At 65.0% G+C, this 24,677-nt stretch carries 17 protein-coding genes; 5 read left to right on the top strand and 12 right to left on the bottom strand.

The window, feature by feature from the left end; genetic code table 11:
* Positions 1-101: 101 nt before the first annotated feature.
* Positions 102-2,078 carry a tetratricopeptide repeat-containing sulfotransferase family protein gene (locus HMP06_RS10345; RefSeq protein WP_176497016.1) on the top strand — a complete coding sequence of 659 codons (1,977 nt, stop codon included), beginning with the start codon at positions 102-104 and terminating at the stop codon, positions 2,076-2,078.
* 168 nt (positions 2,079-2,246) lie between these two features.
* Complete coding sequence (locus tag HMP06_RS10340; protein ID WP_232089597.1) at positions 2,247-4,769, top strand: TonB-dependent receptor; 2,523 nt, start codon at positions 2,247-2,249, stop codon at positions 4,767-4,769.
* A gap of 47 nt (positions 4,770-4,816) precedes the next feature.
* On the opposite strand, the gene HMP06_RS10335 is transcribed toward HMP06_RS10340, so the two are convergent.
* The 11 genes from HMP06_RS10335 to HMP06_RS10285 are packed head-to-tail and all read right to left on the bottom strand — an operon-like array spanning position 4,817 to position 17,928.
* On the bottom strand, positions 4,817-5,956 hold the full coding sequence (locus tag HMP06_RS10335; protein WP_176497015.1) for a DUF3089 domain-containing protein: 1,140 nt from the start codon (positions 5,954-5,956) through the stop codon (positions 4,817-4,819).
* 10 nt (positions 5,957-5,966) lie between these two features.
* Positions 5,967-6,827 carry a formyltetrahydrofolate deformylase gene (purU, locus tag HMP06_RS10330; protein WP_176497014.1) on the bottom strand — a complete coding sequence of 287 codons (861 nt, stop codon included), beginning with the start codon at positions 6,825-6,827 and terminating at the stop codon, positions 5,967-5,969.
* 14 nt (positions 6,828-6,841) lie between these two features.
* The gene (locus HMP06_RS10325; protein ID WP_232089595.1) at positions 6,842-8,146 is read right to left on the bottom strand and encodes a spinster family MFS transporter; all 1,305 of its coding nucleotides are present in this window, start codon (positions 8,144-8,146) and stop codon (positions 6,842-6,844) included.
* The gene (locus HMP06_RS10320; RefSeq protein ID WP_232089593.1) at positions 8,143-8,598 is read right to left on the bottom strand and encodes a sarcosine oxidase subunit gamma family protein; all 456 of its coding nucleotides are present in this window, start codon (positions 8,596-8,598) and stop codon (positions 8,143-8,145) included. The genes HMP06_RS10325 and HMP06_RS10320 overlap by 4 nt, the downstream gene beginning before the upstream one ends.
* The gene (locus HMP06_RS10315; RefSeq protein WP_176497013.1) at positions 8,591-11,302 is read right to left on the bottom strand and encodes a 2Fe-2S iron-sulfur cluster-binding protein; all 2,712 of its coding nucleotides are present in this window, start codon (positions 11,300-11,302) and stop codon (positions 8,591-8,593) included. Before HMP06_RS10315 ends, HMP06_RS10320 begins: the two co-directional genes overlap by 8 nt.
* On the bottom strand, positions 11,299-11,550 hold the full coding sequence (locus HMP06_RS10310; RefSeq protein ID WP_176497012.1) for a sarcosine oxidase subunit delta: 252 nt from the start codon (positions 11,548-11,550) through the stop codon (positions 11,299-11,301). The genes HMP06_RS10315 and HMP06_RS10310 overlap by 4 nt, the downstream gene beginning before the upstream one ends.
* On the bottom strand, positions 11,547-12,803 hold the full coding sequence (locus HMP06_RS10305; protein WP_176497011.1) for a sarcosine oxidase subunit beta family protein: 1,257 nt from the start codon (positions 12,801-12,803) through the stop codon (positions 11,547-11,549). Before HMP06_RS10305 ends, HMP06_RS10310 begins: the two co-directional genes overlap by 4 nt.
* Positions 12,800-13,948, bottom strand: coding sequence for an NAD(P)/FAD-dependent oxidoreductase (locus HMP06_RS10300; RefSeq protein WP_232089590.1), 1,149 nt, complete (start codon positions 13,946-13,948; stop codon positions 12,800-12,802). The genes HMP06_RS10305 and HMP06_RS10300 overlap by 4 nt, the downstream gene beginning before the upstream one ends.
* The gene (locus tag HMP06_RS10295) at positions 13,941-15,473 is read right to left on the bottom strand and encodes an FAD/NAD(P)-dependent oxidoreductase (protein ID WP_176497009.1); all 1,533 of its coding nucleotides are present in this window, start codon (positions 15,471-15,473) and stop codon (positions 13,941-13,943) included. The genes HMP06_RS10300 and HMP06_RS10295 overlap by 8 nt, the downstream gene beginning before the upstream one ends.
* Positions 15,470-16,726: a cystathionine gamma-synthase family protein gene (locus tag HMP06_RS10290; RefSeq protein WP_176497008.1), complete on the bottom strand. Its 1,257-nt coding sequence runs from the start codon at positions 16,724-16,726 to the stop codon at positions 15,470-15,472. The genes HMP06_RS10295 and HMP06_RS10290 overlap by 4 nt, the downstream gene beginning before the upstream one ends.
* Positions 16,723-17,928 carry an aromatic ring-hydroxylating oxygenase subunit alpha gene (locus HMP06_RS10285; protein WP_232089589.1) on the bottom strand — a complete coding sequence of 402 codons (1,206 nt, stop codon included), beginning with the start codon at positions 17,926-17,928 and terminating at the stop codon, positions 16,723-16,725. Before HMP06_RS10285 ends, HMP06_RS10290 begins: the two co-directional genes overlap by 4 nt.
* Before the next feature lie 187 nt (positions 17,929-18,115).
* Here HMP06_RS10285 and HMP06_RS10280 point away from each other — a divergent pair, with 187 nt between their 5' ends.
* Both HMP06_RS10280 and HMP06_RS10275 read left to right on the top strand, forming a co-directional pair.
* Complete coding sequence (locus HMP06_RS10280) at positions 18,116-19,057, top strand: LysR family transcriptional regulator (protein ID WP_232089959.1); 942 nt, start codon at positions 18,116-18,118, stop codon at positions 19,055-19,057.
* Between the two features lie 54 nt (positions 19,058-19,111).
* On the top strand, positions 19,112-21,478 hold the full coding sequence (locus HMP06_RS10275; RefSeq protein WP_176498470.1) for a transketolase: 2,367 nt from the start codon (positions 19,112-19,114) through the stop codon (positions 21,476-21,478).
* A 16-nt stretch (positions 21,479-21,494) separates the two neighbouring features.
* On the opposite strand, the gene HMP06_RS10270 is transcribed toward HMP06_RS10275, so the two are convergent.
* On the bottom strand, positions 21,495-22,109 hold the full coding sequence (locus HMP06_RS10270) for a TetR/AcrR family transcriptional regulator (RefSeq protein WP_232089958.1): 615 nt from the start codon (positions 22,107-22,109) through the stop codon (positions 21,495-21,497).
* Positions 22,110-22,283: 174 nt separating this feature from the next.
* Between HMP06_RS10270 and HMP06_RS10265 the strand changes: the two genes are divergently transcribed.
* Entirely contained in the window at positions 22,284-24,647 is a 2,364-nt protein-coding gene (locus HMP06_RS10265) for a TonB-dependent receptor (RefSeq protein ID WP_176497006.1), read from the top strand.
* The last annotated feature ends 30 nt before the right edge of the window (positions 24,648-24,677 follow it).

Genomic DNA, 24,677 nt, shown 5'->3' with positions numbered 1-24,677 from the left:
TCAAACCGATCGAGAAGGGCACGGCGCCCGGCATCCTGCCAATATCATGGCATGACGCGACGATAGATTTTCGCGCCCCGCCCGCATAGAGGCTGAAGGATATGACGCGGCCCGACGATCAGCGCGATGTGGCGACCCGGATCGGGCAAGCCAAGGCGCTGCTCGGGGTCGATCCGCGCGCGGCGGCAAAGCTGGCGCGCACGTTACCGCCATCGCTGGAGGTGCGATTTCTGCTCGGGGCGGCGCTGCGGCGGAGTGGGGAAGTGGCTGGCGCGCTCGAAATTCTCGACCCGCTCGCGGCCGAACGGCCCGGCGCGTGGGGGCTGCACTATGAGCAGGGCATGGCGCTGGCGATGCTGGGGCGCTCGGACGAAGCGATAGCGGCGTTGGAGCGCGCAACCGCCGCCAATCCGCGCGCGTCGCTCGCCTGGCATGCCCTGGGCGATCTCAATGGCTTGGCCGATCCGGCGCGGGCGGCGGCGGCGCAGGCGCGATTGCTGCCGGGCAGTGTCGGCGATGCGGCGCTGGTGGCGGCCGTGCTGGCGTGGGTCGATGCGCCGGGCACTGCCACCAGCGACGCTTTGCGCGCGCGGTTTGGGCTGGACTTCAACGATCCGGCGGCGCTGCGCCTGCTCGCCGATGTTGCCGTGCGAAGCGGGTGCGATGCGGCGGCGGAGGGTCTGCTCGCGCGGGCCGTCGCGGCGGCACCAGATTACGCTCCGGCCCGCTTCCACCGCGCGATAATGCTCCTGCGGCTGGAACGCTTTGCCGAGGCGTTGGCGGAGGTGGCACCGATTTTGACGGCCAATGCGGCGGCGGGGCCGGTACGGGCGCTCCATGCCAGCATCCTGATGAACTTGGGCCGCGAGCGCGAAGCGGTGGAGGCATTCGCGGCGGCGCTCACGGTGATGCCCGACGATGCCCGCTTGTGGCACGCATACGGACATGCGCTGCGTAGCATTGCGCGTCAAAGCGATGCGGTGGCCGCCTATCGCCGCGCGATCGACATCGAGCCGCATTTCGGCGAGGCCTATTGGAGTCTTGCCAATCTCAAGACCTGGCGCTTTGCGACTGAGGACGTCGCGGCGATGCGGGCGTTGCTCGAAAATGCCGCGCTCGGCACCGACGGCCGCGGCTATCTGCATTTCGCGCTGGGTAAGGCGTTGGAGGATGCCGCCGACTACGGACCGGCCTTTGGCCAATATACCGCAGCCAACGCCGCCCGCCGTGCCGCCACGCCCTACGATGCCGCCGCGCATTCCGCCTTCGTGCAACGCAGCATCGCGACCTATCGCCCGGCCTTCTTCGCCGATCGCGCTGCCGTAGGATGTCCCGCGCGTGATCCGATCTTCGTGCTCGGGATGCCGCGATCGGGTTCGACGCTGGTCGAACACATTCTTGCCAGCCACAGCCGGGTCGAGGGCCTGTCCGAATTGCCCGACATCACCACGCTCGCCGCGCAGGTGCGGGGGCAGGGGGGCTATCCGCAATCGCTGGCGGAAGTGGCGCTTGGCGCTTTTGCCGAGCTCGGGCGGGCTTATCTGGAACGGACCGGTCCCCGCCGGAGCACCGATCGTCCGCATTTCGTCGATAAATTTCCCGGCAATTTCCTGCACATCGGCTTGATACACCTGACCCTTCCCAACGCGCAGATTATCGATGTTCGGCGGAATCCGCTGGCCTGCTGCGTATCGTTGTTCAAACAGGGCTTCGCGGCGGGGCAGGGGTATAGCTACGATCTGACCGACCTCGGGCGCTATTATGCCGACTATATCGCGCTGATGGCGCATTTCGACGCGGTGCTGCCGGGGCGTGTCCACCGTGTTTCGTACGAGTCGCTGGTCGATGCGCCCGAGGACGAAGTGCGCCGCTTGCTCGACCATGTCGGGCTGACGTTCGAACCCGCGTGCCTGCGCTTTTTTGACAATGATCGGGCGGTGCGCACGCCCAGTTCGGAACAGGTCCGTCGCCCGATTTTTCGCGACGGGCTCGACCAGTGGCGGCACTTCGATCCATGGCTTGGGCCGCTCAAGTCTGCACTCGGTGCCCTTGCCAACGCGCCCGCAGATCGGCCATGATCGCAATATTGGATGCCCCTATCCAGTAATTTTGCTTTGCGCTTGCCAAGAATGGGATGAGCCTCCGCAATTGGGGGGTGCCTCCAATCGTTCGTCAGCGCGGGAGCCACGCAGCCCCGAGCGGCGTAATGACGATATGACGAGACTGTTCGACAAGGGGGATTCAGCATGATTTCACACCACCAGACCGCGTGTTTCGGTCGCCGCACGCCAATGCTGGCCATGTTGCTGGCCTCGGGTGCCAGCCTGGCGCTCATCGCACCGAGCGCCGCCTTCGCCGCCCCCGATCCCGCGGCACCCGCTGCGGCAACTCAGGTCGCACCGGCAGAACCCTCGAAGGACGAACTGACCGACATCGTCGTCACCGCCAACCGCTCGGGTGCGGAGTCGCTGCAGAAAGTGGCGATCCCGATTTCGGTCGTGAACATCGACCAGATCACCAAATCGGGCCAAGGCAATCTGTCCGACCTCGCCAAATTCACCCCCTCGTTGTCGATCACCGAGGGTGCGCCGGGCTTCAACAAGTTCAACATGCGCGGCCTTTCGACCGGCGGCTATGCCTCGTCCGATACGTCGGATCGCAGCCTCGTCGCGGTCTATCTCGATGATACGCCGATCTCGCTGCAGGGCCAGACGCCCGACCTGAAGGTCTATGATCTGGAACGCGTCGAAATCCTGCGCGGGCCGCAGGGCACGCTGTTCGGTGCCGGATCGATGGCGGGCACGATCCGCTTCGTCACCGCCAAGCCCAGCCTGACAAAGACCTTCGGAACCGCCGAAGCGGGGGTGGCGACGACCGAACATGGTGCCGCGAGTTATAACATCCGCGGCATGATCAACCTGCCGATCGTGTCCGACACGCTCGCCGTGCGCGCGAATTTCTATGTCGGGCGCGATGGCGGCTTCATCGACAATATCGGCCTGCGCAACAAGCAGAACGCCAACAGCAACAACACCTATCAGGGTCGTGTCGCGGTGCGCTGGACGCCGAGCCCCGATCTGACAATCGATGGCAGCATCACCTATGAACGCAGCATCGCGCGCGGGCTGAACACCGCGTTCAGCGGTCTTGCGCCGTATACAATTTTGACCAACGCGCCGGAGGGTACCGATGACCGCTTCCGCCTGTATCAGCTCGGCGCGGATTATGATGCGGGCTTCGCCAATCTGATCGTGACGGGTGCCTATACCGATCGCGCGATCGGCTTCGATGCATCGGTCGAGCCGCAGATCGGCTATTTCTTCCAGGATTATGGCTCGGCGCTGACGCCGCAGACCAACAAATATCCGCTGTTCGAGGCCCCGACCGCCTATAGTGACGCGCTCGCCCGCTCGCTGCCGGCGGAATATTACCAGATCGACCAGAAGCTCAAGGATTACATGGGCGAGGCGCGGCTCGTTTCGAAGAGCGGCGGCCCGCTGAAATGGACGGTCGGCGTGTTCTACGAACAGCAGGACCGCCATTTGCGGCAGGACATCCCGGTGCCGGGCTTCGATACGCTGTCGTACATGAATTATTTCTACGGCCCGTTCAACGTGCCGGGTGGCCTGTATAACTCGCAAACGGTGGACGGCGCATTTCAGCCGAATGACATCTACTCGGGCTTACAGGACGTCAACGAGCATCAGTTCGCGGCCTATGCCGACGGGACGTGGCATGTCACCGACCGGCTCGATCTGACGGGAGGCGTGCGCTACTTTAATTTCAAGGAAAAATACTATCTATATTCGGGTGGTGTCTATGGCGTTATCAATAACAAGCCTTTGACAACCAATGCGACGCTCAAATCGAACGGCTTCAATCCTCGCGGCAACATCTCATACAAGGTCAACGATGATTTCCTGATCTATGGCGAAGTTGCGAAGGGGTTCCGCTACGGGGGCGGTAATCAACCCGTGCCACTCGATTTCACGCCGGTCCCGGCTGGCGGCAATCCTAATCTTGCCCAACAATGTACCAATCAACTCGCTTCCTATGGCTACAATACAGCGCCGCTGACCTTTGGCCCCGACAAATTGTGGAACTATACGATCGGCGAGAAAGCGAAGCTTGCCGGCGGCCGTATCACGCTCAACGCCAGTGCTTATTATATCGACTGGTCGGACGTGCAGTCGCGGCTGCGGCTCAACTGCTCGTATTTCTTCACCGATAACAAGGGCAAGATCACCAGCAAAGGGCTCGAAATCGAAACAACCGTCAAGGCGACGCCCGAACTGACGTTGTCGTTCGCCGGATCGGTCAACGATTCGACGGCGAATGGCGACATCCCGACGGTCGGCGCGTTCAATGGCGACCGTACGCCGTATTATCCGAAATATACCGCCAATTTCCAGGCGTTCTATGATCGAACGGTCGGCTCGGGTGAGATGCATCTGCAGCTCGGGTATCAATATCAATCGTCGCAGAACACGAATTTCAACAACTTCACCACGTCGCTGGTCGCGGGCAAGTTGACTGCGACCGGGCCGAGCCAGACCTTCGCCGTCATCCCCGAATCGCACAATCTCAGCGCATCGGCGACCTACAACATCGGCAATTTCGAACTCGGCGTGTACGGCAATAATCTCGCCAATGGCGTGACGGTGACCAACATCGCGCGCGCGACCTATTATCAGGTCTATCAGGCGGGCAGCCGCAACACGCTGGCGCGTCCGCGCACGATCGGCCTGCGCGCGAAGGTCATATTCTGACCGTAGCGAAACCGGTGAAATGAAGATGGGGGGCGGGCGACCGTCCCCTATTTTCTTATGTGCCAGGCAGCACTCTGGCGCGCGACCAGCCGGATCAGGTCGCGCTCGACGATCGCGATGTCGACGACGTGGAAGCCCCAATCGGGATAAGCGGTGTCGCCGACCGTGTCGGGGCCGACGGTGGCCGCGGTCAGATCGGTCGCGGCGACCGGATTGACGCGCACTGCCAGATAGCGGAACCCGCCACGCTCGACGCATTCGCCCGACAGCAGCCCCGGCATCCGCACGAAACGCGTGCCGACCGGCTTGCCCAGCGCGGTCCAAATCGCCGGTTGCTTGAACTGCGCCACACCGCCCTGCCACCACGGAAAACCGAGCAGCGGATCGAGCGGCGCAGAGCCGCCCGCCAGCCGCGCGGGGTTCGTGCAGCCTGCAACGAGGTCGCCCGTCCCCGCCGCCGCGCGACCGAACAAGGCATTGGCGGGTGGCGGATTGGTGTCGCGGTAGCTCGCCCAGGTGACGACGCAGCCAGTCTGCGACGCTGCCCGACACAGCGGCACGGATTTCAGATCGCCGCCCACATCGCGCCCGCGCGGGACTAGCACTGCCGTGCCGGGCAGGATTGCAGAGAGCATCCGGCGCTGCACTGGCTTTCCGTCGATCTCCTCCATCACCAGCCGCTTCAGCAGCGCCGAGCCTTGGCTATGGCCGATCAGCGCGAACGGCCGCCCGCGATTGTCGCGCGCCAGATAGTCGCGAAAGGCGGCACGGACATCGGCATAGGGCGTCTCGAAATCGGCCGCAGACAGGCGTTTCCCAGTGCGCATCGCGGCGCGCAGCGCTGGCAGCGTGACTTGACGATAGAGCGGCGCGAACACGCGGCAGACGCTGCGAAAGGGTGCTGCCTGCGATGCCGCCATCCCGGTTTCGCCATCGCCTGCGATCATGTCGCTGAGCGGGGCGGGGTCCATCGACGTGGTCGGATAGACGTAGAAACAGTCGACCTTCGGCGGTGTGTGCCGCAGACGGGGCTCGCGCACGTGCACGCCATCGGGCGTAACGATCGTCGCGGCGATGTCGCCGCTGCAGGCATCGACACGACCGGGGCGGCACAGCCAGTTCGCCATGTCACGATAGGCCGGCTGCGCAGGCGCGGCGGCGGCGAGCAGGAGCGACGCGGCAATCATCGGCAATCCTTCAATCGCGGAACACGATCGTCCGTGCACCATTCGCCAGCACCCGCCCGCTCAAATGCAGCCCGACCGCGCGCGACAGCACGCGCCGCTCGATATCGCGCCCCTTGCGCACCAGATCCTCGGCCGTGTCGGCATGGCTGATGCGTTCGACATCCTGCTCGATGATCGGGCCTTCGTCGAGATCGCCGGTGACATAATGGGCGGTCGCGCCGATCACCTTCACCCCGCGCGCATGCGCCTGATGATAGGGTTTCGCGCCCTTGAAGCCGGGCAGGAAGCTGTGGTGGATATTGATGCAGCGATGCGCGAATTTGGCCGAGAGATCGTCCGACAGGATCTGCATATAGCGCGCGAGCACGACGAGGTCGGTACCGCTGTCCTGATGGATCGCCCAGATCCGGGCCTCCTGCGCGGCCTTGGTCGCGGGCGTGATCGGCAGATGGTGGAAGGGGATGTCGGCCAAATCGAGCTTGCCGAAATGCTCGGCCGGGTGGTTCGAAATGATCCCGACCACCTCCATGTCGAGTTCACCAATGCGGCGGCGATAGAGCAGGTCGACCAGGCAATGGTCGAACTTCGACACCAGGATCAGCACCTTCTGCCGCGCATCGGCCGGGCGCAGCGACAGCGTCATCCCGTAACGGCTGGCGAGACTGTCGAACCCGGCGCGCAGCGTTGCGGGGTCGCCATCGGCGGGGATCGCAAAGGCGGTGCGCAGGAAAAATCGGCCCGAATCCGCATCGTTATATTGGCTCGAATCGGTGATGTTGCCGTGGCACACGAAGATGTGCGCCGACACCGCTGCGACGATGCCGGGGCGATCCTCGCACGACAGGGTCAGGATGAAGGGCTGTGGGGTCATCGGGTCTCCAAGCCTCACGCCGCCGCGCCGACCATCTGCACGCGCGCATCGTCCGCCGCGAAGGTCCGCACCGCCGTCCAGTAATGATAGGCCGCCCAGAAACCCGTCAGCGACAGCGCCATCAGCGCATAGCGCAGCGATTCCGCATTGCTGCCGAGCGGGCCAGCGAGCGTGTCGCTGATCCAGCCGACGGCGGTCGGCGCGATGATCAGATTAGCAACGTTGGCGGTGAGCAAGCTGATCGCCATCCCTTGCGCGCGCATCGTCGGCGGCAGGAAATTGAGCAGCAGCGCCATCGTCGGCCCAACATAGAGATAGGCGGTCGGCACCACGAGCCACAGCATCGCCGTCGCGATTGTCAGCGAATGGGTGTAATAGGCGATGAAGGACGGAATCGTCGACAGCAGCACCAGCCCGCTCAGCAGCCACGCGACGCGCTTGGCATCCTGCATTTGCGGCATCGCGAGAATCAGGCCGGTCGCGATCGTCGCGCCGCTGCCCGCCCAGAAATAGATCGTGCCGAGCCGCGCACCTGCCTGCGCCGTGGACAGGCCATATTCGCGTTCGAGATAGGTCTGCGTCCACCACAATAGACCCCAGCCCCACAGGCAGATGACCGTTCCCGCCGCGTTAATGTGCCACGCCGAGCGCGTCGACCACATGTAGCGGCACGTTTCGGTGAAGGTGGCGGTCGGCGCACTATCCTCGGTCACCAGTTCGAAGCGGCCGCGCACCGGCTCGCGCACAGTCAGCAGGATCAGCACGCCGAACACGACGCCGGGCACGCCGAGCGCGATGAAGGCGGCGCGCCAGCTATGGAAATACTCGACGATCGCGCCCGCCAGGCTCGACCCCATCCACGCGCCGAGCGGCAGGCCGAGCGCATAGACGGTGAGCGCATAGGCGCGCCGCCCGCGCGGGAAATTGTCTGCGATGATCGAAGTGGAAGGCGGCGTACCGCCGGCTTCGCCAACGCCCACCCCAATGCGGGCGAGCAGGAATTGCCAGTAATTCTGGGTAAAGCCGAGCAGCGCGGTCATCGCCGACCACAGGATCATCGCGGCGGCGACGATGTTCCGCCGGTTCGAACGGTCGGCCAACTTGGCAATCGGCAGCCCGACCGAAATGTAGAAGAAAGCGAGCGTCACCCCGGTAAGCCATGCAACGCCCGAATCGCTCAGCCCGAATTCCTTGCGGATCGGCTCCAGCACTGTCGCCACGACATAGCGATCGGCGATGTTGACGGCATAGACGAGTCCGAGCACCAGCACGACATACCAGCGCGCAGAATCGAGGCGCGGTGCAGGCGATGGCATCATGAAGGCCCCCCTTGGCCGGTCACGCAGCGCGACCACAGATCGTTCAGCGTAGCCGCGTAGCTGTTGGCAAGATACACCTCGCATGTCTCGTCACCCGTCGGCGCGATCCACACCGGTACGTGGTGGAGCGTCGTGGCAGCGATCCTGCCCACGCCGAAGCGCGGATCCTCGACATCGAAGCAGCCGCTGATCGTGAGGAGTTGGCGCCAGCCCGCACCGGTGAGGACAGACCGGGTCAATCCGCCGCCGATTGGCGTCAATGCGCCGGTATGGCCGACCAGCGCGGCAAGGGCACCGCCTTGCGCGCTTGCACCGATCAGCCACCACCGGCGCGGCTCGACCTGCAGCATCCGCATGCCCGACGCCGTCTCGGGCGGGGCCGCGTCCCAAAGGTCGAGCGCGATCACGTCGCCGGCGGGTGCCATGGTGAAGGCAACGGGTGCATCAATCACGGTAGCGCGCGCCTTCCAAATCGTAAAAGATCGGTACCGTAACCGTCACGCGGGCCGACTTGCCGCGCGTCGGGGAGGATGCGAGCAGCACCGCGCCCGACCGCGCCCGTCCGCCCGCGAGCAAGCCCAGCGCGATTGCTCCACTCCCGGTTACCCGCGCTGCGGCGGAGGTGACATGGCCGTCGACCGGTGCGCCGTCGGCCGCGATCAGCATCGCGCCCTCTGGGATCGGGGTGTCGCTGGTCAGGCCGATCAACTGTGCCCGATCCTCGGCGGCAAGCGCGGGGCGGGTCAGGCCGCTCGCGCCGATGTATCCGCCTGCCTTGCGCAGCATCCGTTCGAGCGACAAATCGTGCGGCGTGGTGCGGCCATCGGCCTCGGCACCCACCACGATATGGCCCTTTTCGATGCGCAGGAATTCCAACGCCTCCAGCCCATACGGATAGCCGCCGGCCGCCCGCGTGGCGGCTTCCAGTGCATCCCACACCGGACCGGCCAAATGGCCCTCGGCATAGATTTCGAACGCGCGTTCGCCGCTATAGCTCGCCGCGAGGATCAGGACGGCTACCCCCGCAATCGCCGCCTGCGCGACGCCCATGTGCGCGGGTGGATCGATGCCGGTCAGCGCGGCGAGGATGTCGCGCGACAGCGGCCCGGCGAGCGCGATGCCGGCGAAATGTTCCTGCTGCGCGACCACCGATACCTTCAGATGCGGCGCGAGGATTCGGTGTGCGTAACTCAGATGCGCTTCCATCCGGTCCGCGCCGCCGGTCGAGCTGGTCAATAGATAGCGCGTCTCGGCAATGCGCCAGACGGTGCCGTCATCCATCACCATGCCGTCTTCGCGCAGCATGAACGTATAGCGGCCCCGCCCGACCGCCAGCTTCGCCACGCCGGTCGCACAGACGATTTCGAGGAAGGCGGCGGCATCGGGACCGGTGACCGCGAACTTCGCGAGCGTCGAGACATCGACGATCCCGGCGGCGGTGCGCACCGCACGCGCCTCGCGCAACGCCGCGGCGTGCAGCGTCTCGTCCCCGATCGGATAAGCGCGCGGGCGATGCCACAGTCCGAGCGGCTGCCATAGCGGGTTCAGCCTTTGGTGCCGGTCGTAGAGCGCGAGGCGGCGGGCGGGTGCGGCATGGCCCCCTGCATCTCCCCCGGCCAGCGTGCCGAGCGTCAGCGGCGTGAAAGGCGGACGGAAGGTCGTCAGGCCGGCCTGCGGGATCGTTACCCCGGCAACGCTGGCGAGCCGGGCGAGCGCCGCCATATTGCTCGTCTTGCCCTGATCGGTCGCCATGCCGAGCGTGGTGTACCGTTTGAGATGTTCGACCGAGCGATACCCCTCCGCCCAGGCGAGATCGATGTCAGCGGCGGTGACGTCGTTCTGGAAGTCGATGAAGCTGTGCTTCGGGTCGGGCAGGTCGGCGGCGGTCGCCGTGACAGCCGGGATATCCCCCGCCGCCGCGCCGACGCTGCTCACCGCTTGCGCGGAAGCACCCGGCACGAAGGCTTGCAGATCCTCGCGCCAGTCAAGCTTTCCGCCGGCCTGGCTGTGGAGATGGACGACGGGCGTGAAGCCACCCGACACCGCGAGCAGATCGGCCTCGAAGCGGCGCGCTGTCCCGCCGATCCGCGCCTCGACCGAAGCGAGGTGGTGCGTGCGACCCTTGGTCGAAAGCGGCACGGCATCGGTGAAGACCGGGAAACGCGTGGCACGGCCCGATGCGCGGGAATCGAGGATCGCGACGACTTCGCCGCCCGCCGCCGCGACTGCGTCGGCGGTGGCATAGGCATCGTCATTGTTGGTGGCGATGACGACGCGCTTGCCCGGCAGGACCCGGAAGCGATCGATATAGCGGCGCACCGCCTGCGACAGCATGACGCCGGGGCGATCGTTCCCGGCAAAGGTCAGCGGCCGCTCGATCGCGCCGGTCGCCAGCACGATGCGCTTCGCGCGGACGTGCCACAGGCGTTGGGCGGGCTGGCCGGGGGCGGGGGTTTGTCCGGGTTCGACCAGCCGTTCGACCAGTGTCGCAAAGCCGTGGTCCCACAGGCCGGACGCCGTCGTGCGGGTGAGCACGCGCACGCCCTCGGCCACGCCGCACAGCCTGTCGTGTTGTTCGACCAACCACACGCGCTCTCCCGCCGCGTGCGCGTCGCGCGCGGCGGCGATGCCCGCCATGCCGCCACCGACCACCAGCACATCGCAAAAGGCGGCGCGGTGCTCATAGGTGTCCGGGTCGGCTTCGGTCGGTGCCTTGCCCATGCCCGCTGCGCGACGGATGAATTTTTCGTAGAGCATCCAGCGCGATGGCGGGCCGAAGAAGGTCTTGTAATAGAAACCTGCCGCCAGGAACGGTGCCGCAAGGCCGTTGATCGCGCCCAGATCGAAGCCGAGGTTTGGCCAGCGATTCTGGCTGACCGCGATCAGGCCGTCATAGACATACAGGTCGGTGGCGCGGGTGTTCGGCTCGGTCCGCCCACCTTCGCCCACGGTGACGAGCGCATTGGGTTCCTCGACGCCTGCCGCCATCACGCCGCGCGGGCGATGATATTTGAAACTGCGCGCGACCCGGCCCACGCCGTTCGCCAGCAACGCCGCGGCGAGTGTATCGCCGGCGCGCGCGCGGTACTCCACGCCGTCGAAGCGGAAACGCAGCGTTGGCTCGGCATTACCGGGAATGCGTGACGGGCCGCTCATGAGGCATATCCTGAGACTGCGACGATCGCGTGGCTGACGCGGTGGCGGCGCAACACGATCCATTGGCGGCAGCCGAAGCTGTGCCGCCACAGCTCATCGTCGAGCCCGCGCGGATTAGCGCGCGCGTAGAGCCGCGCCACTGCTTCCTCGGCCGGCAGATCCAGCGTCACGATCGAATCGAGCGTGCGCTCGTAAACGAACTCGATTTGCGCGCGCGCGCCGCAATAAGGGCAATCGATCTGCATCATCGCAGTTGCGGCATGAAACCGACCCCGGCTTCGTCGATCGTGGCTCCGTGCGCGAAGCGGTCGAACGCGAAGGGTGCGGCAAGCGCATGGCTCGCGCCCGTCGCCAGCAAATGCGCATAGCACCAGCCCGAGGCAGGGGTCGCCTTGAACCCGCCATAGCACCAGCCGCCATTGAGATAGAGGTTGTCGACCGGCAAGGACGAGATGATCGGCGATCCGTCGAAGCTCATGTCGGTGGTGCCCGACCAGCACCGCACCATCCGCAGGCGCGAGAGGGCAGGGACCAAAGCGATCGCCTCGGCGGCGGCTTTCTCGATCCGCGCGGGCAGGCCGCGCTGTGCATAGCTCGGGAACTGGTCGGGATCGCCGCCCAGCACGATGCCGCCTTTGTCCGATTGGCTGATATAGCAATGCAGCGATTGCGACATGATCACGGTGTCGATCATCGGCTTGACGGGTTCGGTGACGAAGGCTTGCAGCGTCTGCGCCTCGATCGGCAGGTTCAGCCCGACCATTGCCGCCACCGGTCCGCTATTGCCCGCGACGCAAATGCCGACCCGGCCCGCCCCGATGCTGCCGCGATTGGTCTCCACGCCGGTTACGCGACCGCCGTCCATCGTAAAGCCGGTGACTTCGCACTTCTGGATCACGTCGACACCCAGCGTATCGGCGGCGCGGGCATAGCCCCAGGCAACCGCATCGTGCCGCGCGGTGCCGCCACGCCGCTGGGTCATGCCGCCATGAATCGGGAAGCGCGCATCGCGCGACATATCAAGCAACGGGATAAGCTTATGGACCTGATCGCGGCTCAGCAATTCGGCATCGATCCCGTCGCACCGGAGCGCGTCGCCGCGCTGCGCCAGCATCGTCATGTCGCTGTCGCTATGGCCGAGGAACAGCGCACCGCGCGGGCTAAACATGACGTTGTAGTTTAGCTCGTCGCTCATCCCGTCCCACAGATTGAGCGCGAAATCGAACAGATCGTGCAACGGCTTCTGGCGGTAATTTGAGCGCACGATCGTCGTGTTGCGTCCGGTATTGCCGCCGCCGATCCAGCCTTTTTCCAGCACCGCAATGTTGCGGATGCCGTGAACCTTGGCGAGATAATAGGCCGTCGACAGACCATGCCCGCCGCCGCCGATGATGATGACATCGTAGTTCTTCTGTGGTTCGGGATCGCGCCATGCCCGGTCCCAGCCGCGCTGTCCGTTCAACCCGGCCTTGAGCAGCGCCAGCGCTGAATAGCGCTTCATGCCGCCCACCCCCGCCGCTCGCGCCAATCGGGTTCGAGATTTTTGAAGCGTGCGAGGCCGAGCTTGGTGATGTCGGTGAAGGAACAGGTGCCGTCGAGGACGAGGTCGCGGATCGCATGGCCGCTGGCCGGGGACAGGCCGAAGCCGACGCCCGACATCGTCGCGACGGTGACGTTGCCGGGGTTCTCAAGCCGGTCGATGATCGGGCGGCCGTCGGGGGTATTCTCGATCACGCCGGCCCAGGAGCGGATGACATTGAGGTGCGCGGCGCGCGGAAACATCTCGGCGACGCGCCGCGCGAGGTTGCGCACCAGCGGCGAGGTAGGGCGTGCTCTCGGCCCGGTCGCGTCCATGTCGATCCACTCATGCGGCCCGCCACCAAAGGCGAGGTTGCCGCGCAAGGTCTGGCGTCCGTACAGCCCGTTCCCATCGACCCCGCCGATCTTCATCAGCGGCGCAGGCTCGGTCACGATCATTTCCGCGCGGGCAGAGGCGAGCGGGAAATCTACACCTAAGGGGCTGAGCAACATCCCGGATTGCGGCCCGGCCGCGACGACCAGAGCATCGCACGCGACCCGCCCACGTGGTGTCTGCACCGCGACCACTTTGCCGCCCGCGGTCTCGATCGAGAGCGCCGGGCAATGTTGCAGGATGCGCCCGCCCAGATCCTGCAACGCCCAGGCATAGGCCTGCACCGTCCGCTGTGGATTGGCATGACCGCCAAAGCGCAGGTGGATGCCGCCGAGGCAGGTTTCGTCGGTTAGCGGCACGGCTTCCTGCGCTTGGGCGGAATCGAGATCGTCGACGCGGTAGCCCATCGCGCTGCACATCCGCCCGACCGCGCGATAATGGTCGAGCAGCGCGGGATCCCGCTGGATGATGATCCGTTCGCGCGCATATTCGGTCGGATAGCCGAGCAGATCGTCCATCTGCGGCCACATCCGCTGTTCCTCGGCGAAGAGCGGGCTTTGGTAATGTGACGCACCGCCGCCGTTGCGGCCCGACGCTTCCCAGCCGACGATGCCCTTGTCGATTACCACGACATCGAGACCCGATCGCGCGAGCCACCACGCGGCGCTGAGCCCGGTGACGCCCGCGCCGATCACGACGACTGCTGCGCCTGTTGGCATATCTGCCTCAGACATGCATGTTGCCGCCAAGGCCCGCGACATGCTCGGCTTCCTCGGGCGTGCCGATCACGGCATAGGGCGTCCATTGCGTCGGGATGCCGAACCACACGTCCCAGCCCGCGGCCATATCGGCACGCTCTTGCCAGTCGGCGAGGATTCTGAGCGGGACGGGGCGGACGGGCGCGCGATAGCTTGCCAGGGGGATTGTCGACAGCGGCACCTGTTGCCGTTCGGCGAGAAGGCAGGCGACCTGGTCGCGACAGCGGCGACCCTGGCATTGCCCCATTCCCGCGCGGGTCAGGCGCTTGACCTGGTCGGGATGCGCCGGGCCATCGTTCAGCAGCGACGAAAGCGAGCGTGCCGCCATCGCTTGCGGCCGATCGAGATAGTGTGGGGGTTGCACGCCGAGCAGATCGGCGCGGGTTACCTCCTCGCATTGGCAGACGATCGTGTCGGGCGTTGCATGACGCGCGAGGGCTGTCGCCCATTTCTGGAGATAGGCCGCTTCTGGTGGCGTTGCAGTTGCAGCGTCGCCGATCAGCGTGATCGTCTCGGTCTGGCCGGTTCCGGCGGCATCGAGCAGTTCGGTGGCCGGGGTAACGCCAATCGCAAGCACGATCGTGTCGCAGGCTAGGTCGATCCCCAAGTTGCTCCCCGGCGAAGGCCGGGGTCCAGTATCGGAGGTGCTTGAAGTCGTGTGCTGCCATCCGCCATCGACGCTGTGCAACTGGGCCCCGGCCTTCGCCGGGGAAGCATGAAGGGGAGCAAGCGTCACGCCCGCGACCCCATCGATCCCGCTATTGGTCGCGGCGATCGTCGTGCTGAGGTGGATCCGAATGCCCGACGCACGGACCTGCGCAGCGCGCTCGGCCGGGCCTTGCACCGCATCTTCAACCTCCACCACCGCCGCTACTTCGATGCCGTGCGCATGGGCGAGCAGCGCCGTCTCCAGCCCAAGCGCCCCCGACCCGAGGATCACGATCCGGCGGCTTGCCAGCGCCTCGTAGCGCGTGGCCAGTGCGGCAAAGCCTTGCGCGCCCATCACACCGGGCTGGTTCCAGCCTGGAAAGCCCAACACGACATCGCGTGCGCCGGTTGCCAGCATCAGCCGGTTGAACCCGATCATCATTGCCGCCTCGCCATCGGCGATCCCGAGCAGCGGTTCGGGCAGGGCGCGCATCGCCGGCCCGTTGCCGTAGAGCCCCCAGGCCACAGTGCCGAGCCGCACATCGACGCCGAGTTCGAACGCCTCCTCCAGATCGGGATTGGTGCCAAATACTTGCTCGAGCATCCGCCCGCTCTGCTGCACCGCCGCCGTCGCGCGGCCGCCGAAGAAATAGGGAACGTCGGTGCCGATCAGCGCGCTCGGCACGGGATGCTCGTCGATCAGCAGGACGGTGTCGCCCGCCTTCGCAGCGGCGATCGCAGCGATCGTCCCGGCATGGCCTGCGCCGACCACGACCAGATCGAAATGCGCCTCGGCATGGGGGATCTTGGTGTCTAGCGCGTGGACATCGCGCACCAGCGGCACCACGTTCATATCGTCTCCAGCGCTTGGGCAAGATCGGCGATCAGATCGTCGACATGCTCGATCCCGACCGAGAGGCGCAGCGTCGCGGGCGTAATGCCACCTGCCGCGCGCTCGTCCGCCGAGATCGCATAATGCGTCGTCGTTGCCGGATGCGTGATCAGCGTCTCCGATCCGCCTAAACTGACCGCGAAGCGCAACAGCCGGAGCCGGTCGAGGAAGCGGAATGCCTCCGCCTCGCCGCCGGTGACCGCGAAGGAGAAGGTCGATCCCGCCGCCTTGCATTGCCGGTCATACACCGCGCGCTGCGGCGTGCCTTCGGCCAGGAAGCCGAGGTAAGTGATCCCGGCGACCTTGGGGTGTCCGCGCAGGAATTCGGCAACCGCTCGCGCGTTGTCCATCGCGCGTTCGACGCGCAGATGCACCGTCTCCATCGATCGCAGCAGCAGCCAGCTGCTATAGGGGTCGAGATGGCTGCCGAGCGTGGTGCGCAGCAGACGGAGCGGGGCGACCAAGGCTTCGCGCCCCGACACACCGCCCGCCATCAAGTCGCTGTGCCCGCCGCAATATTTGGTGAGACTCGTCATGCACAGATCGGCACCGAGCTCGATCGGGCGCTGCATCGACGGGCCGAGCAGGGTGTTGTCCACCACGACGAGCGGGCGCGTTCCGGTTCGTGTGCCGACTGCGTCGGCGATGTCCACTACCAACGCGATATCGACGATCGCGGCGGTCGGGTTGGCCGGCGTCTCGATCACGATCAGCTTTAGCGGCCCTTGCGTCAGCGCGGCGTCGACCGCAACCTCTACGCTGGAACGGTCGCATCCGTCGGTGAATTCGGCATGGCCCACGCCGAAGCCTGGCATCATTCCCGTATAAAGCCCGTTGGTGCCGCCATAGATCGGGCGGCTGAACACCACGCTGTCACCGGGGCGCAAATGCGCGAGCGCGATCGCGCTGTGTGTCGCCATCCCGCTGTTGAACACCGCCGCCGCTTCCGCGCCGTCGAGCGCGGCGAGGCGCAGTTCCACCATGTCGAGCCCCGGATGGCCGAGCCGCGCGTAGATGTGCCCCGGCCGCCCAACCTCGGGTCCCGTGCCCTCGAAATAGGCTTCGTGAATGTCCTTCGCTTGGGCGGCCGAGGCATAGGCGAAGGTCGAGGTCATGTAGATCGGCGGCTTGGCGGCGTTCGATGCGCTCGCCGGATCATAGCCCGCACGCACCGCCAGCGTTTCGGCGCGCCAGCGTGGGTCGTACTGGCTCATGCCGCTGCCTGCGCGAGATAATCGGCGGCGCGCGCGCAATACCAATCGACGAAGCGCAGTGTCAGCGATTCCGCATCGGGGCTGTACGGGCCGGGCGTGTAGCCGGGGGAATTGACGCCGAGCTGGTTGTTTTCGGCGAATTCCTTGTCCTGCAAATTGGTCTGCGTCCACAAATGCGTCAGCGTATCGATGTCGTAATCGACGCCTTCGACCGCGTCCTCATGCACCAGCCATTTGGACACCACATGCGTCTCGGTCGGTGAGACCGGGATGGCGGCGAAGGCGAAGGTATATTCGCTGGTCGAATGGCAGAAATTATTGGGCTCGACCGCCCAGCGCAGCGAGCCGGTATCGCCGCCGCCGACATCGCTCATCAGCTTCTTCACGTTGAACGTGCCGTCGGTGGTCATCGCCACGGTGCCGTCGTTGAGCGGGAAGCGGACCGCTTGCCACCAATCCTCGCCCTCTGGTCCGGTCGGCATGCCGAGCGCCGCCATCCGCGCCTCGAAGTCCCTGGCGGTATTGTCGGCAAAGTCGAAATAGGCCGAGGCATGAACCGGAAAGGTGCGTGCGAGTTCGGGATGGCCGGCGGCGCAATGATAGCATTCGCGGCCATTCTCCATCACCAGCTTCCAATTGGCATATTCGACCAGAGTCGATTGATGCGCGAGCTTGGCGTGGCTGAGATTGTGCGGGGCGAGCAGTGGGGTCAGGTCGCGCCGCATCATGCTGATGTCGGGCGGCGTTTCGGCGAGGCAGATGAAGATCGCCCCGGCAATGCGTTCGAGATGCACTGGCTTCAGGCCGTGCTCGCTCTTCTGGAAATCCTCTGGCATCCGGCTCGCCGCAAGCAGCCGCCCGTCCAGCCCATATGTCCAGCTGTGATAGGGGCAGACCAGCCGCGCCGCGCTGCCCTGGCCGGGCTTGCACAGGATCGATCCGCGATGGCGGCAGCTATTATGGAACGCGCGCAATTCCCCATCGCGGCCATGCACGATGAGCACCGGCCAGCGCCCGACCATGAAGGAGATATAGTCCCCCGGCTTGCGCAGCTCGGCCTCGAACCCGGCGAACAGCCACGACGTGCCGAAGATTGCGGCGAGATCGAATTCGAACGCCGCGCTGCCGGTGTAGAACGCGCGGGGCAGCGAATGGCCCGCCGGGCGCGCGCGCAACAACGCCGAAATATCCCCTAGGTCCAAAGCGTGCCTCCAACTACCCCGTTCCTCAGTGACATGCGCACAGGCCGCAGCTGAAATCGCATTTGCGCATGGCGACATGCAAAAACCTGCAAGGCGCGGCGTGGCGGGCGGCACGGCGTTGCATCTGCCCAAAAAACGCGCTTGGTATCGAAAATGGGCATAACGCCCGGCACCGAAGGGGCTTTCCATCGCACGCACGTCACCGGTCAATCGGCGCTGGTTACCGCTTAACGCACTGCGCGCGTTCGATGCGGTCGGGCAGCGGCTGAGCTTCACGGCTGGGGCGCAGGCGCTCAACGTCAGCCAGAGCGCGGTGAGCCGGCATGTGATCAGCCTCGAGGAATTGCTGGGCCACAAACTCTTTGATCGGTCGGGTCAGACGCTGGTGCTGACCGCGGCGGGCAAGGCGTTACTGCCCGAGGTGAGCAAGTCGTTCGACCGGCTCGAACAGACGATGAATGCGATTTGCGCCAATCCCAATGCCAACCGCCCGATCCGGATCCATATTCCACCGACCCTCCTGCAACAGGTCGTGATGCCGATGATCCAGGCGTTTCGCGCCGAACATCCCGAAATCCGCATCGACATTTCCAGCTCTGGCGCGGTCGGTTTACCGAGTAACGAGACCGACATGGCGATCGTGTTTGACCGCCCCAATATCGATGACCGCGTGACCGATCTGTTGTGGATGGTGCGCGTCGCCCCGGTCAGTTCCCCCCAGACGGCGGAACGGCACGCAGGCAAGTCGCTAGAAGCCTTCCTTGCGGACAATGATCTGCTCCATGTCAAACTGGAGGATCAACCGCGCGGGCTGTTGTGGAGCACTTTTGCCAATCAGTGCCGGATAACGCTCGATGCCGATCGCGGCCTCGCTTTCGATTCCAATGCACTCGCGGTTAGCTATGCGATGAACTCCGACGGCGTTGCGCTTGCCGATATCGACATGTTCGCGGGCGAAATCGCCGCCGGTCAACTTGTCGTGCCGTATGACACGGTCATCAATGATGGGTTTGGCTATTATCTAAAGCTCCGTCCCGACGATCTTGCCGATCCGACGATCAGCCTGGTGCGCAGCTGGCTGATCGCGCATTTCGCCGCACGTCAGAGTGATTCCGCCGACGCGGAATAAGCTTATGCCAAGATTGGCATCGCGTCGGCGGGCCGATCGGCTACCATGGCGCCCATGGATATGACCGTCACAGCCCCCGCCCACCGCACCGATCCGGCGACGATCGCCGTGCTCGAAACGATTGAGACGCGGCTGCGCTGGTTGTCGTCCTGGACGATCCACAACGCCAACCATTTGCGCGAGAGCCGCGACGGGCTGAAGGTCGGTGGGCATCAGGCAAGCTGCGCGTCGATCACCGCGATCATGACCGCGCTGTATTTCGGTGCGCTGCGCCCGCAGGACAAGGTCGCGGTGAAACCACACGCCGGGCCGGTGCTGCACGCGATCCATTACATGCTGGGGCAGCAATCGCTCGACGCGCTGCAGCGCTACCGCGGCTTTGGCGGCGCGCAAAGCTATCCCAGCCGGACCAAGGATAGCATCCCGGTCGATTTCTCGACGGGGTCGGTCGGTCTGGGCGTCGCGATTACCGCCTTTGCCAGCCTGATTCAGGATTATCTGATCGCGCATGGCGAAATGGCCGAGGGCGATGCCGGCCGGATGATCGCGCTGATCGGCGATGCCGAACTCGACGAGGGCAATATCTACGAATGTCTGATCGAGGCGTATAAGCACGACATCCGCAATTGCTGGTGGATCGTCGATTACAACCGCCAGTCGCTCGACAGCACGACCGCCGACCGGATGTTCCGGCGCTTCGATGATATTTTCGAGACCTGTGGGTGGCGGGTCGAGACGCTGAAGCACGGCGCCAAGCAACGCGAGACGTTCGCGCGGGCCGGCGGTCAGGCGATCGGCGACTGGATCGACGAATGCCCCAATGCGGAGTTTGCGGCGCTCACCTATCAGGGCGGGGCGGCGTGGCGGACGCGACTCACCGCCGATCTGGCGGATTTCCCGGAGACGCTTGCGCTGATCGCGGAGCATGACGACACCGCGCTCGCCGCGCTGATGACCAATCTTGGCGGGCATTGCATCGCGACATTGCTGGAGGCGTTCGCGCGCTGCGACGACGACGTGCCGACGCTGTTCATCGCCTATACCGTCAAGGGCTATGGCCTGCCGTTTGCCGGGCACAAGGACAATCATTCCGGGCTGATGAACCCCGGCCAGATCGAGCAACTGCGCGGTGCCCTTGGCATTGCCGAGGGCGACGAGTGGGCGCCCTATGGCGGGCTCGGTGCGAATGTCGCGGCGTCGGCGCGGGCGGTGGTGGAGGCAAGTGCGCTTGCCCAAGGGCAGCACGTTCCGGCGGCGCAAGTGGTGCCGGTGCCCGACCATCTGCCCGTCCCCGACGGTGCCGAGCTTTCGACGCAAGCCGCGTTCGGGCGGATCCTGCTCGATCTCGCCAAGTCCGGGCATCCTTTGGCGGACCGTATCGTCACGACCTCGCCTGACGTTACGGTGTCGACCAATCTCGGCGCGTTCGTAAACCAGCGCGGGCTGTTCCGGCGGCAGGAGTTGAAGGATGTCTTCTCCGCCGCGCGTATTCCGACGGCGCAGAAATGGGCCGGGCATAACGCTGGCCAGCATATCGAACTGGGCATCGCCGAGAACAATCTGTTCCTGATGCTGGCGGCGCTGGGCCTCGCCGCGCCCTTGTTTGGCACGCGGCTGATGCCGATCGGGACGGTCTATGATCCCTTCATCGCGCGCGGTCTCGATGCGCTCAATTACGCTTGCTATCAGGACGCGCGCTTCCTGCTGGTGGCAACGCCGTCAGGGCTGACGCTCGGGCCGGAGGGTGGGGCGCACCAGTCGATCAATTCGCCGCTGATCGGCATCGGCCAGCCGGGCCTAACCTATTTCGAACCGGCCTTTGCCGACGAACTCGCGCTGATCATGGGCTGGGCGTTCCGGCATATGCAGGCGGATGACGGCGGATCGGTCTATCTCCGGCTGACGACGCGCACCCTGACGCAGACCGAGCGCGCCGACGATGGTTGGCAGGACGATGCGTTGCAGGGCGGCTATTGGCTGAAGGCTCCGAGCGGCCCAGCCGACCTTGCGATCGTCTTCACCGGGGCGATCACGCCCGAAGTGCTGGAGGCGGCGGACCTGTTGGCCGAGGATCTGCCGGGGCTCGGACTATTGATGGTAACCTCACCCGATCTGCTGCATCGCGGCTGGTCAGCGCGGCACGCCGGACGCTGGACCGGGGCGAGCGTGGTGAGCCATGTCGAGCAATTGCTGGCGCAGCTTTGCGCGGATGCGAAGCTCGTCACGGTGATCGACGGTGCCCCCTCGACTCTGTCTTGGCTTGGCAGCGTAAGGGGAATGCGCGTCAGCCCGCTCGGGATCGACCGGTTCGGCCAGACGGGCGACGTGCCCGACCTGTTCCGCAGCTACCGGCTCGACGCCGACGCGATCGTCGATGCTGTCGCCGAGCTGTGCCTCGGGCCGCTGGCAGAGACTCGTTAACGAACAGAGTCGAGGGTCAGATCACACGTGGCTCCGCTGCCAACCCCCGCGCGAGGAAGTCCGCGACGACGTCCGCCACCGCATCCGGCGCCATATCTTGCCCCCAGACGCCGAAGCGTAAGCCCAAGAAGACGTTCATTCCCATGATCGCCCAGGCGTGGATTTCCGACACGTCGCCGCGCACCTCGCCGCGCCCCGCAGCCGCCTTCAACCGTGCCGCAATGCGGTCGGCGGTAGTGGCATAGTGCAGCTTGAACGATTCAGGATCGACGAATTCGGATTCGTCGATGATGCGATAGATTTCCTTATGCCCGCGCACGAAGGCGATGAATTCGCTTAGGCCAGCCCGCTCCGCCGCGATCTGATCGGGTGCGGCGCGGATCGCAGGGGCGACGCGGTCGCGTACCTGATCCGACATGTCGCGTACCAGCGCGCGGAACACCGCATCCTTCGAATCGAAATAGGTGTAGAAACTGCCCAGCGCGACGCCGGCGCGGCGCGTGATGCCGCTGACCGATGCCTCGTGAAAGCCGCGTTCGCCAAACTCGATTGCCGCCGCATCGAGGATCGTGCGCAGCGTGCGGCGCCCGCGCTCGGTCCGCGGGACCTTGCCCGCGCTTGCTGCCGACATGCCCTCGTCAGACACGGAGGCTGTGGCATTCGGGACACTTTCCATCGCCATGTACGACGCCTCCCCATTTCCCAAGTTGAAACCTGGTTCAGGTTTCAGTATAGCGGCTGCGACTGGCGCACAACCCGGATGATACCGGGGCCACCGTGGAAGCGCCACAGGAGGGGAAAACCGATGACACGCCTGATTTCCGCGCGCGCGCTACTGCATGCTGGCGCTGCTTTCGCTGCTATGACCGCAGCACCGATCTATGCCCAGTCGGCACCGACCGAGACCCCCGTTGCGCAAGAGCAGGATGTGGCGGATGGCGACATCGTCGTCACCGCGCGCCGCCGCGAGGAAACCTTGCTCGACGTGCCGATTGCCGTCACCGCTTTCTCCGCCGCGCGGCTTGAACAGATCGGCGCGGTCGATTTGACCGATTTGCAGAACGTGACCCCAAACACGACGCTGAAGAATGCGCGCGGCACCAATTCGACGCTTGCCGCCTTCATCCGCGGCGTCGGTCAGCAGGATCCGGTCCCCGGGTTCGAAGCCGGCATCGGCATCTATCTCGACGACGTCTATCTCAACCGCCCGCAGGCCGCCGTGCTCGACGTGTATGAAGTCGAGCGGATCGAGGTGCTGCGCGGGCCGCAGGGCACGCTTTACGGTCGCAACACGATCGGCGGCGCGGTAAAATACGTCACCAAGAAGCTCCCCGACAGCCCTGAGGCGAATTTCAAGGCGAGTTACGGCTCGTTCAACCAAGCCGACGGCATCGTCAGCCTGTCGGCCCCGATCGGCAGCCTGTTTAAGGTTGGCGTGGCGGGCGCGCGGCTGACGCGCGACGGGTTCGGGCGCAACACGAACCTCAACATCGACAATTACAACAAGAATGTATGGGCCGCGCGCGGCACGATCGAATTCGAATCGCCCGATCAGCGCATGTCGATCCGGCTGACCGGCGATTATACCGAGGACAAATCGAACGCGCGCAACGGATCGCGGCTGATTACCAGCTTGCTCAGCAACACGCCGGTGCAGGCCAATGCGTTCGACACGCGCGCTGGGCTCAACAATCCGCGCCAGAACATCCAGGCCGGCGGCCTGTCGCTGGTCGCGAGCGCCGAGCTGAACGATCGTCTGACGCTGAAGAGCATCAGCGCGTTCCGCAAGGATCGCTCGTTGACGCCGATTGATTTTGACGCGCTGCCCGCGGTCGATGTCGACGTGCCGGCGGTCTATCGCAACGAGCAGACGAGCCAGGAATTCCAGCTCGCCTATAAGAGCGACAAGCTTAACGGTTTGATCGGCTTCTATTATCTCGGCGCCAAGGCTTCGACCGGGTTCGACGTGCTGCTGTCGACCACGCTCGCCAATTTCAACGCTTATACCAAGGGCGACGTGCGGACCGAAACGAGCTCGATCTTTGGCGATTTCACCTATGATTTCACCGACCAGTTCAGCTTGTCGCTCGGCGGTCGCTACACGTGGGACGAACGCAGCTCGTACGTGTTCAAGGCGAGCTATTTCGGCGTTACCCCCGAATTCGGCGGCAACCCGACGATTGTCGGCGCGCCGTCGACCGATTTCCGCGGCGTGGCGAAGTTCAAGCGCTTCACGCCACGCGCGTCGCTGAACTTTAAGCCGACGCCCGACCATCTGCTTTATGCGTCCTATTCGGAAGGCTTCAAGGGCGGCGGTTTTGATCCGCGCGGCTCGGGCACCTCGGCCCCCGACGTCAATCAGGACGGCGTGCGCAGCTATCAGGAAATCTACAACTATTTGCTGTTCCGCCCGGAAATCGTGAAATCGTACGAGGTCGGCTACAAGGGTTCGCTGTTCGACAAGCGGCTCAACATCGCGCTCAACGGTTTTTATTCCGATTATGCCGACGTGCAGGTGCCGGGTTCGGTCGGCTGCATCATCGGTGGGGTGCAGTCGTTCTGCGGCATCACCACCAACGCCGCCAAGGCCAACATCAAGGGCGTCGAGCTTGAGACGACCGGCGTGCTCGCGCGCGGTTTTGCCGGGCCAGGGTCGAACATCTCGCTGTCGGGGACGCTCGGCTATATCGACGCCAAATATAAGACCTTCATTGGGCCGACCGGGACCGATGTCGCCAATGTCCGCGTGTTCCAGAACACACCCGATTGGACGCTGTCCTCGACGCTCGCCGGTACGGTTCCGGTTGGTGACGGCAAGGTCAACGCCAACACTACGCTTTCGTATCGCAGCCTGACGCATCAGTTCGAAACGGCGAGCCCCTTCCTCGACCAGCCGGGCTATGCGCTGTGGGATGCGAATTTGACCTACAGCTTCGGCCGCGGCGGACGCTATTCGGTCGGTGTCCACGCCAAGAACATCACCAATAAGATCTACAAGACGGCGGGGTATCAATATATCCGCACCGATCTCGCCGGAAACCCGATCAACCTGGCGAATGTGCCGGTGCCCAACGGGCCGTATGTCGCGACGCTCGGCAAGGAAGGCATCGCCACTGCCTTCTACGGCAATCCGCGCCAGATTTTCGGGACGATCACCGCGAAATTCTGATCGCCCGGGCACCAAGGAAAACGGGCGCTC

It is taken from the genome of Sphingomonas sp. HMP6, assembly GCF_013374095.1.
Taxonomy (GTDB): domain Bacteria; phylum Pseudomonadota; class Alphaproteobacteria; order Sphingomonadales; family Sphingomonadaceae; genus Sphingomonas.
Note: the sequence above shows the minus strand (reverse complement) of the source record. Positions and strands in the feature narration are given on the sequence as shown.

What these genes read in the sequence shown, in the direction of transcription:
- HMP06_RS10345 (WP_176497016.1), top strand. Translation starts at nt 102, where the DNA reads ATGACGCGGCCCGACGATCAGCGCGATGTGGCGACCCGGATCGGGCAA.
- HMP06_RS10340 (WP_232089597.1), top strand. Translation starts at nt 2,247, where the DNA reads ATGATTTCACACCACCAGACCGCGTGTTTCGGTCGCCGCACGCCAATG.
- HMP06_RS10335 (WP_176497015.1), bottom strand. Translation starts at nt 5,956, where the DNA reads ATGATTGCCGCGTCGCTCCTGCTCGCCGCCGCCGCGCCTGCGCAGCCG.
- purU (WP_176497014.1), bottom strand. Translation starts at nt 6,827, where the DNA reads ATGACCCCACAGCCCTTCATCCTGACCCTGTCGTGCGAGGATCGCCCC.
- HMP06_RS10325 (WP_232089595.1), bottom strand. Translation starts at nt 8,146, where the DNA reads ATGATGCCATCGCCTGCACCGCGCCTCGATTCTGCGCGCTGGTATGTC.
- HMP06_RS10315 (WP_176497013.1), bottom strand. Translation starts at nt 11,302, where the DNA reads ATGAGCGGCCCGTCACGCATTCCCGGTAATGCCGAGCCAACGCTGCGT.
- HMP06_RS10310 (WP_176497012.1), bottom strand. Translation starts at nt 11,550, where the DNA reads ATGATGCAGATCGATTGCCCTTATTGCGGCGCGCGCGCGCAAATCGAG.
- HMP06_RS10305 (WP_176497011.1), bottom strand. Translation starts at nt 12,803, where the DNA reads ATGAAGCGCTATTCAGCGCTGGCGCTGCTCAAGGCCGGGTTGAACGGA.
- HMP06_RS10300 (WP_232089590.1), bottom strand. Translation starts at nt 13,948, where the DNA reads ATGTCTGAGGCAGATATGCCAACAGGCGCAGCAGTCGTCGTGATCGGC.
- HMP06_RS10295 (WP_176497009.1), bottom strand. Translation starts at nt 15,473, where the DNA reads ATGAACGTGGTGCCGCTGGTGCGCGATGTCCACGCGCTAGACACCAAG.
- HMP06_RS10290 (WP_176497008.1), bottom strand. Translation starts at nt 16,726, where the DNA reads ATGAGCCAGTACGACCCACGCTGGCGCGCCGAAACGCTGGCGGTGCGT.
- HMP06_RS10275 (WP_176498470.1), top strand. Translation starts at nt 19,112, where the DNA reads ATGGATATGACCGTCACAGCCCCCGCCCACCGCACCGATCCGGCGACG.
- HMP06_RS10270 (WP_232089958.1), bottom strand. Translation starts at nt 22,109, where the DNA reads ATGTCGGCAGCAAGCGCGGGCAAGGTCCCGCGGACCGAGCGCGGGCGC.
- HMP06_RS10265 (WP_176497006.1), top strand. Translation starts at nt 22,284, where the DNA reads ATGACACGCCTGATTTCCGCGCGCGCGCTACTGCATGCTGGCGCTGCT.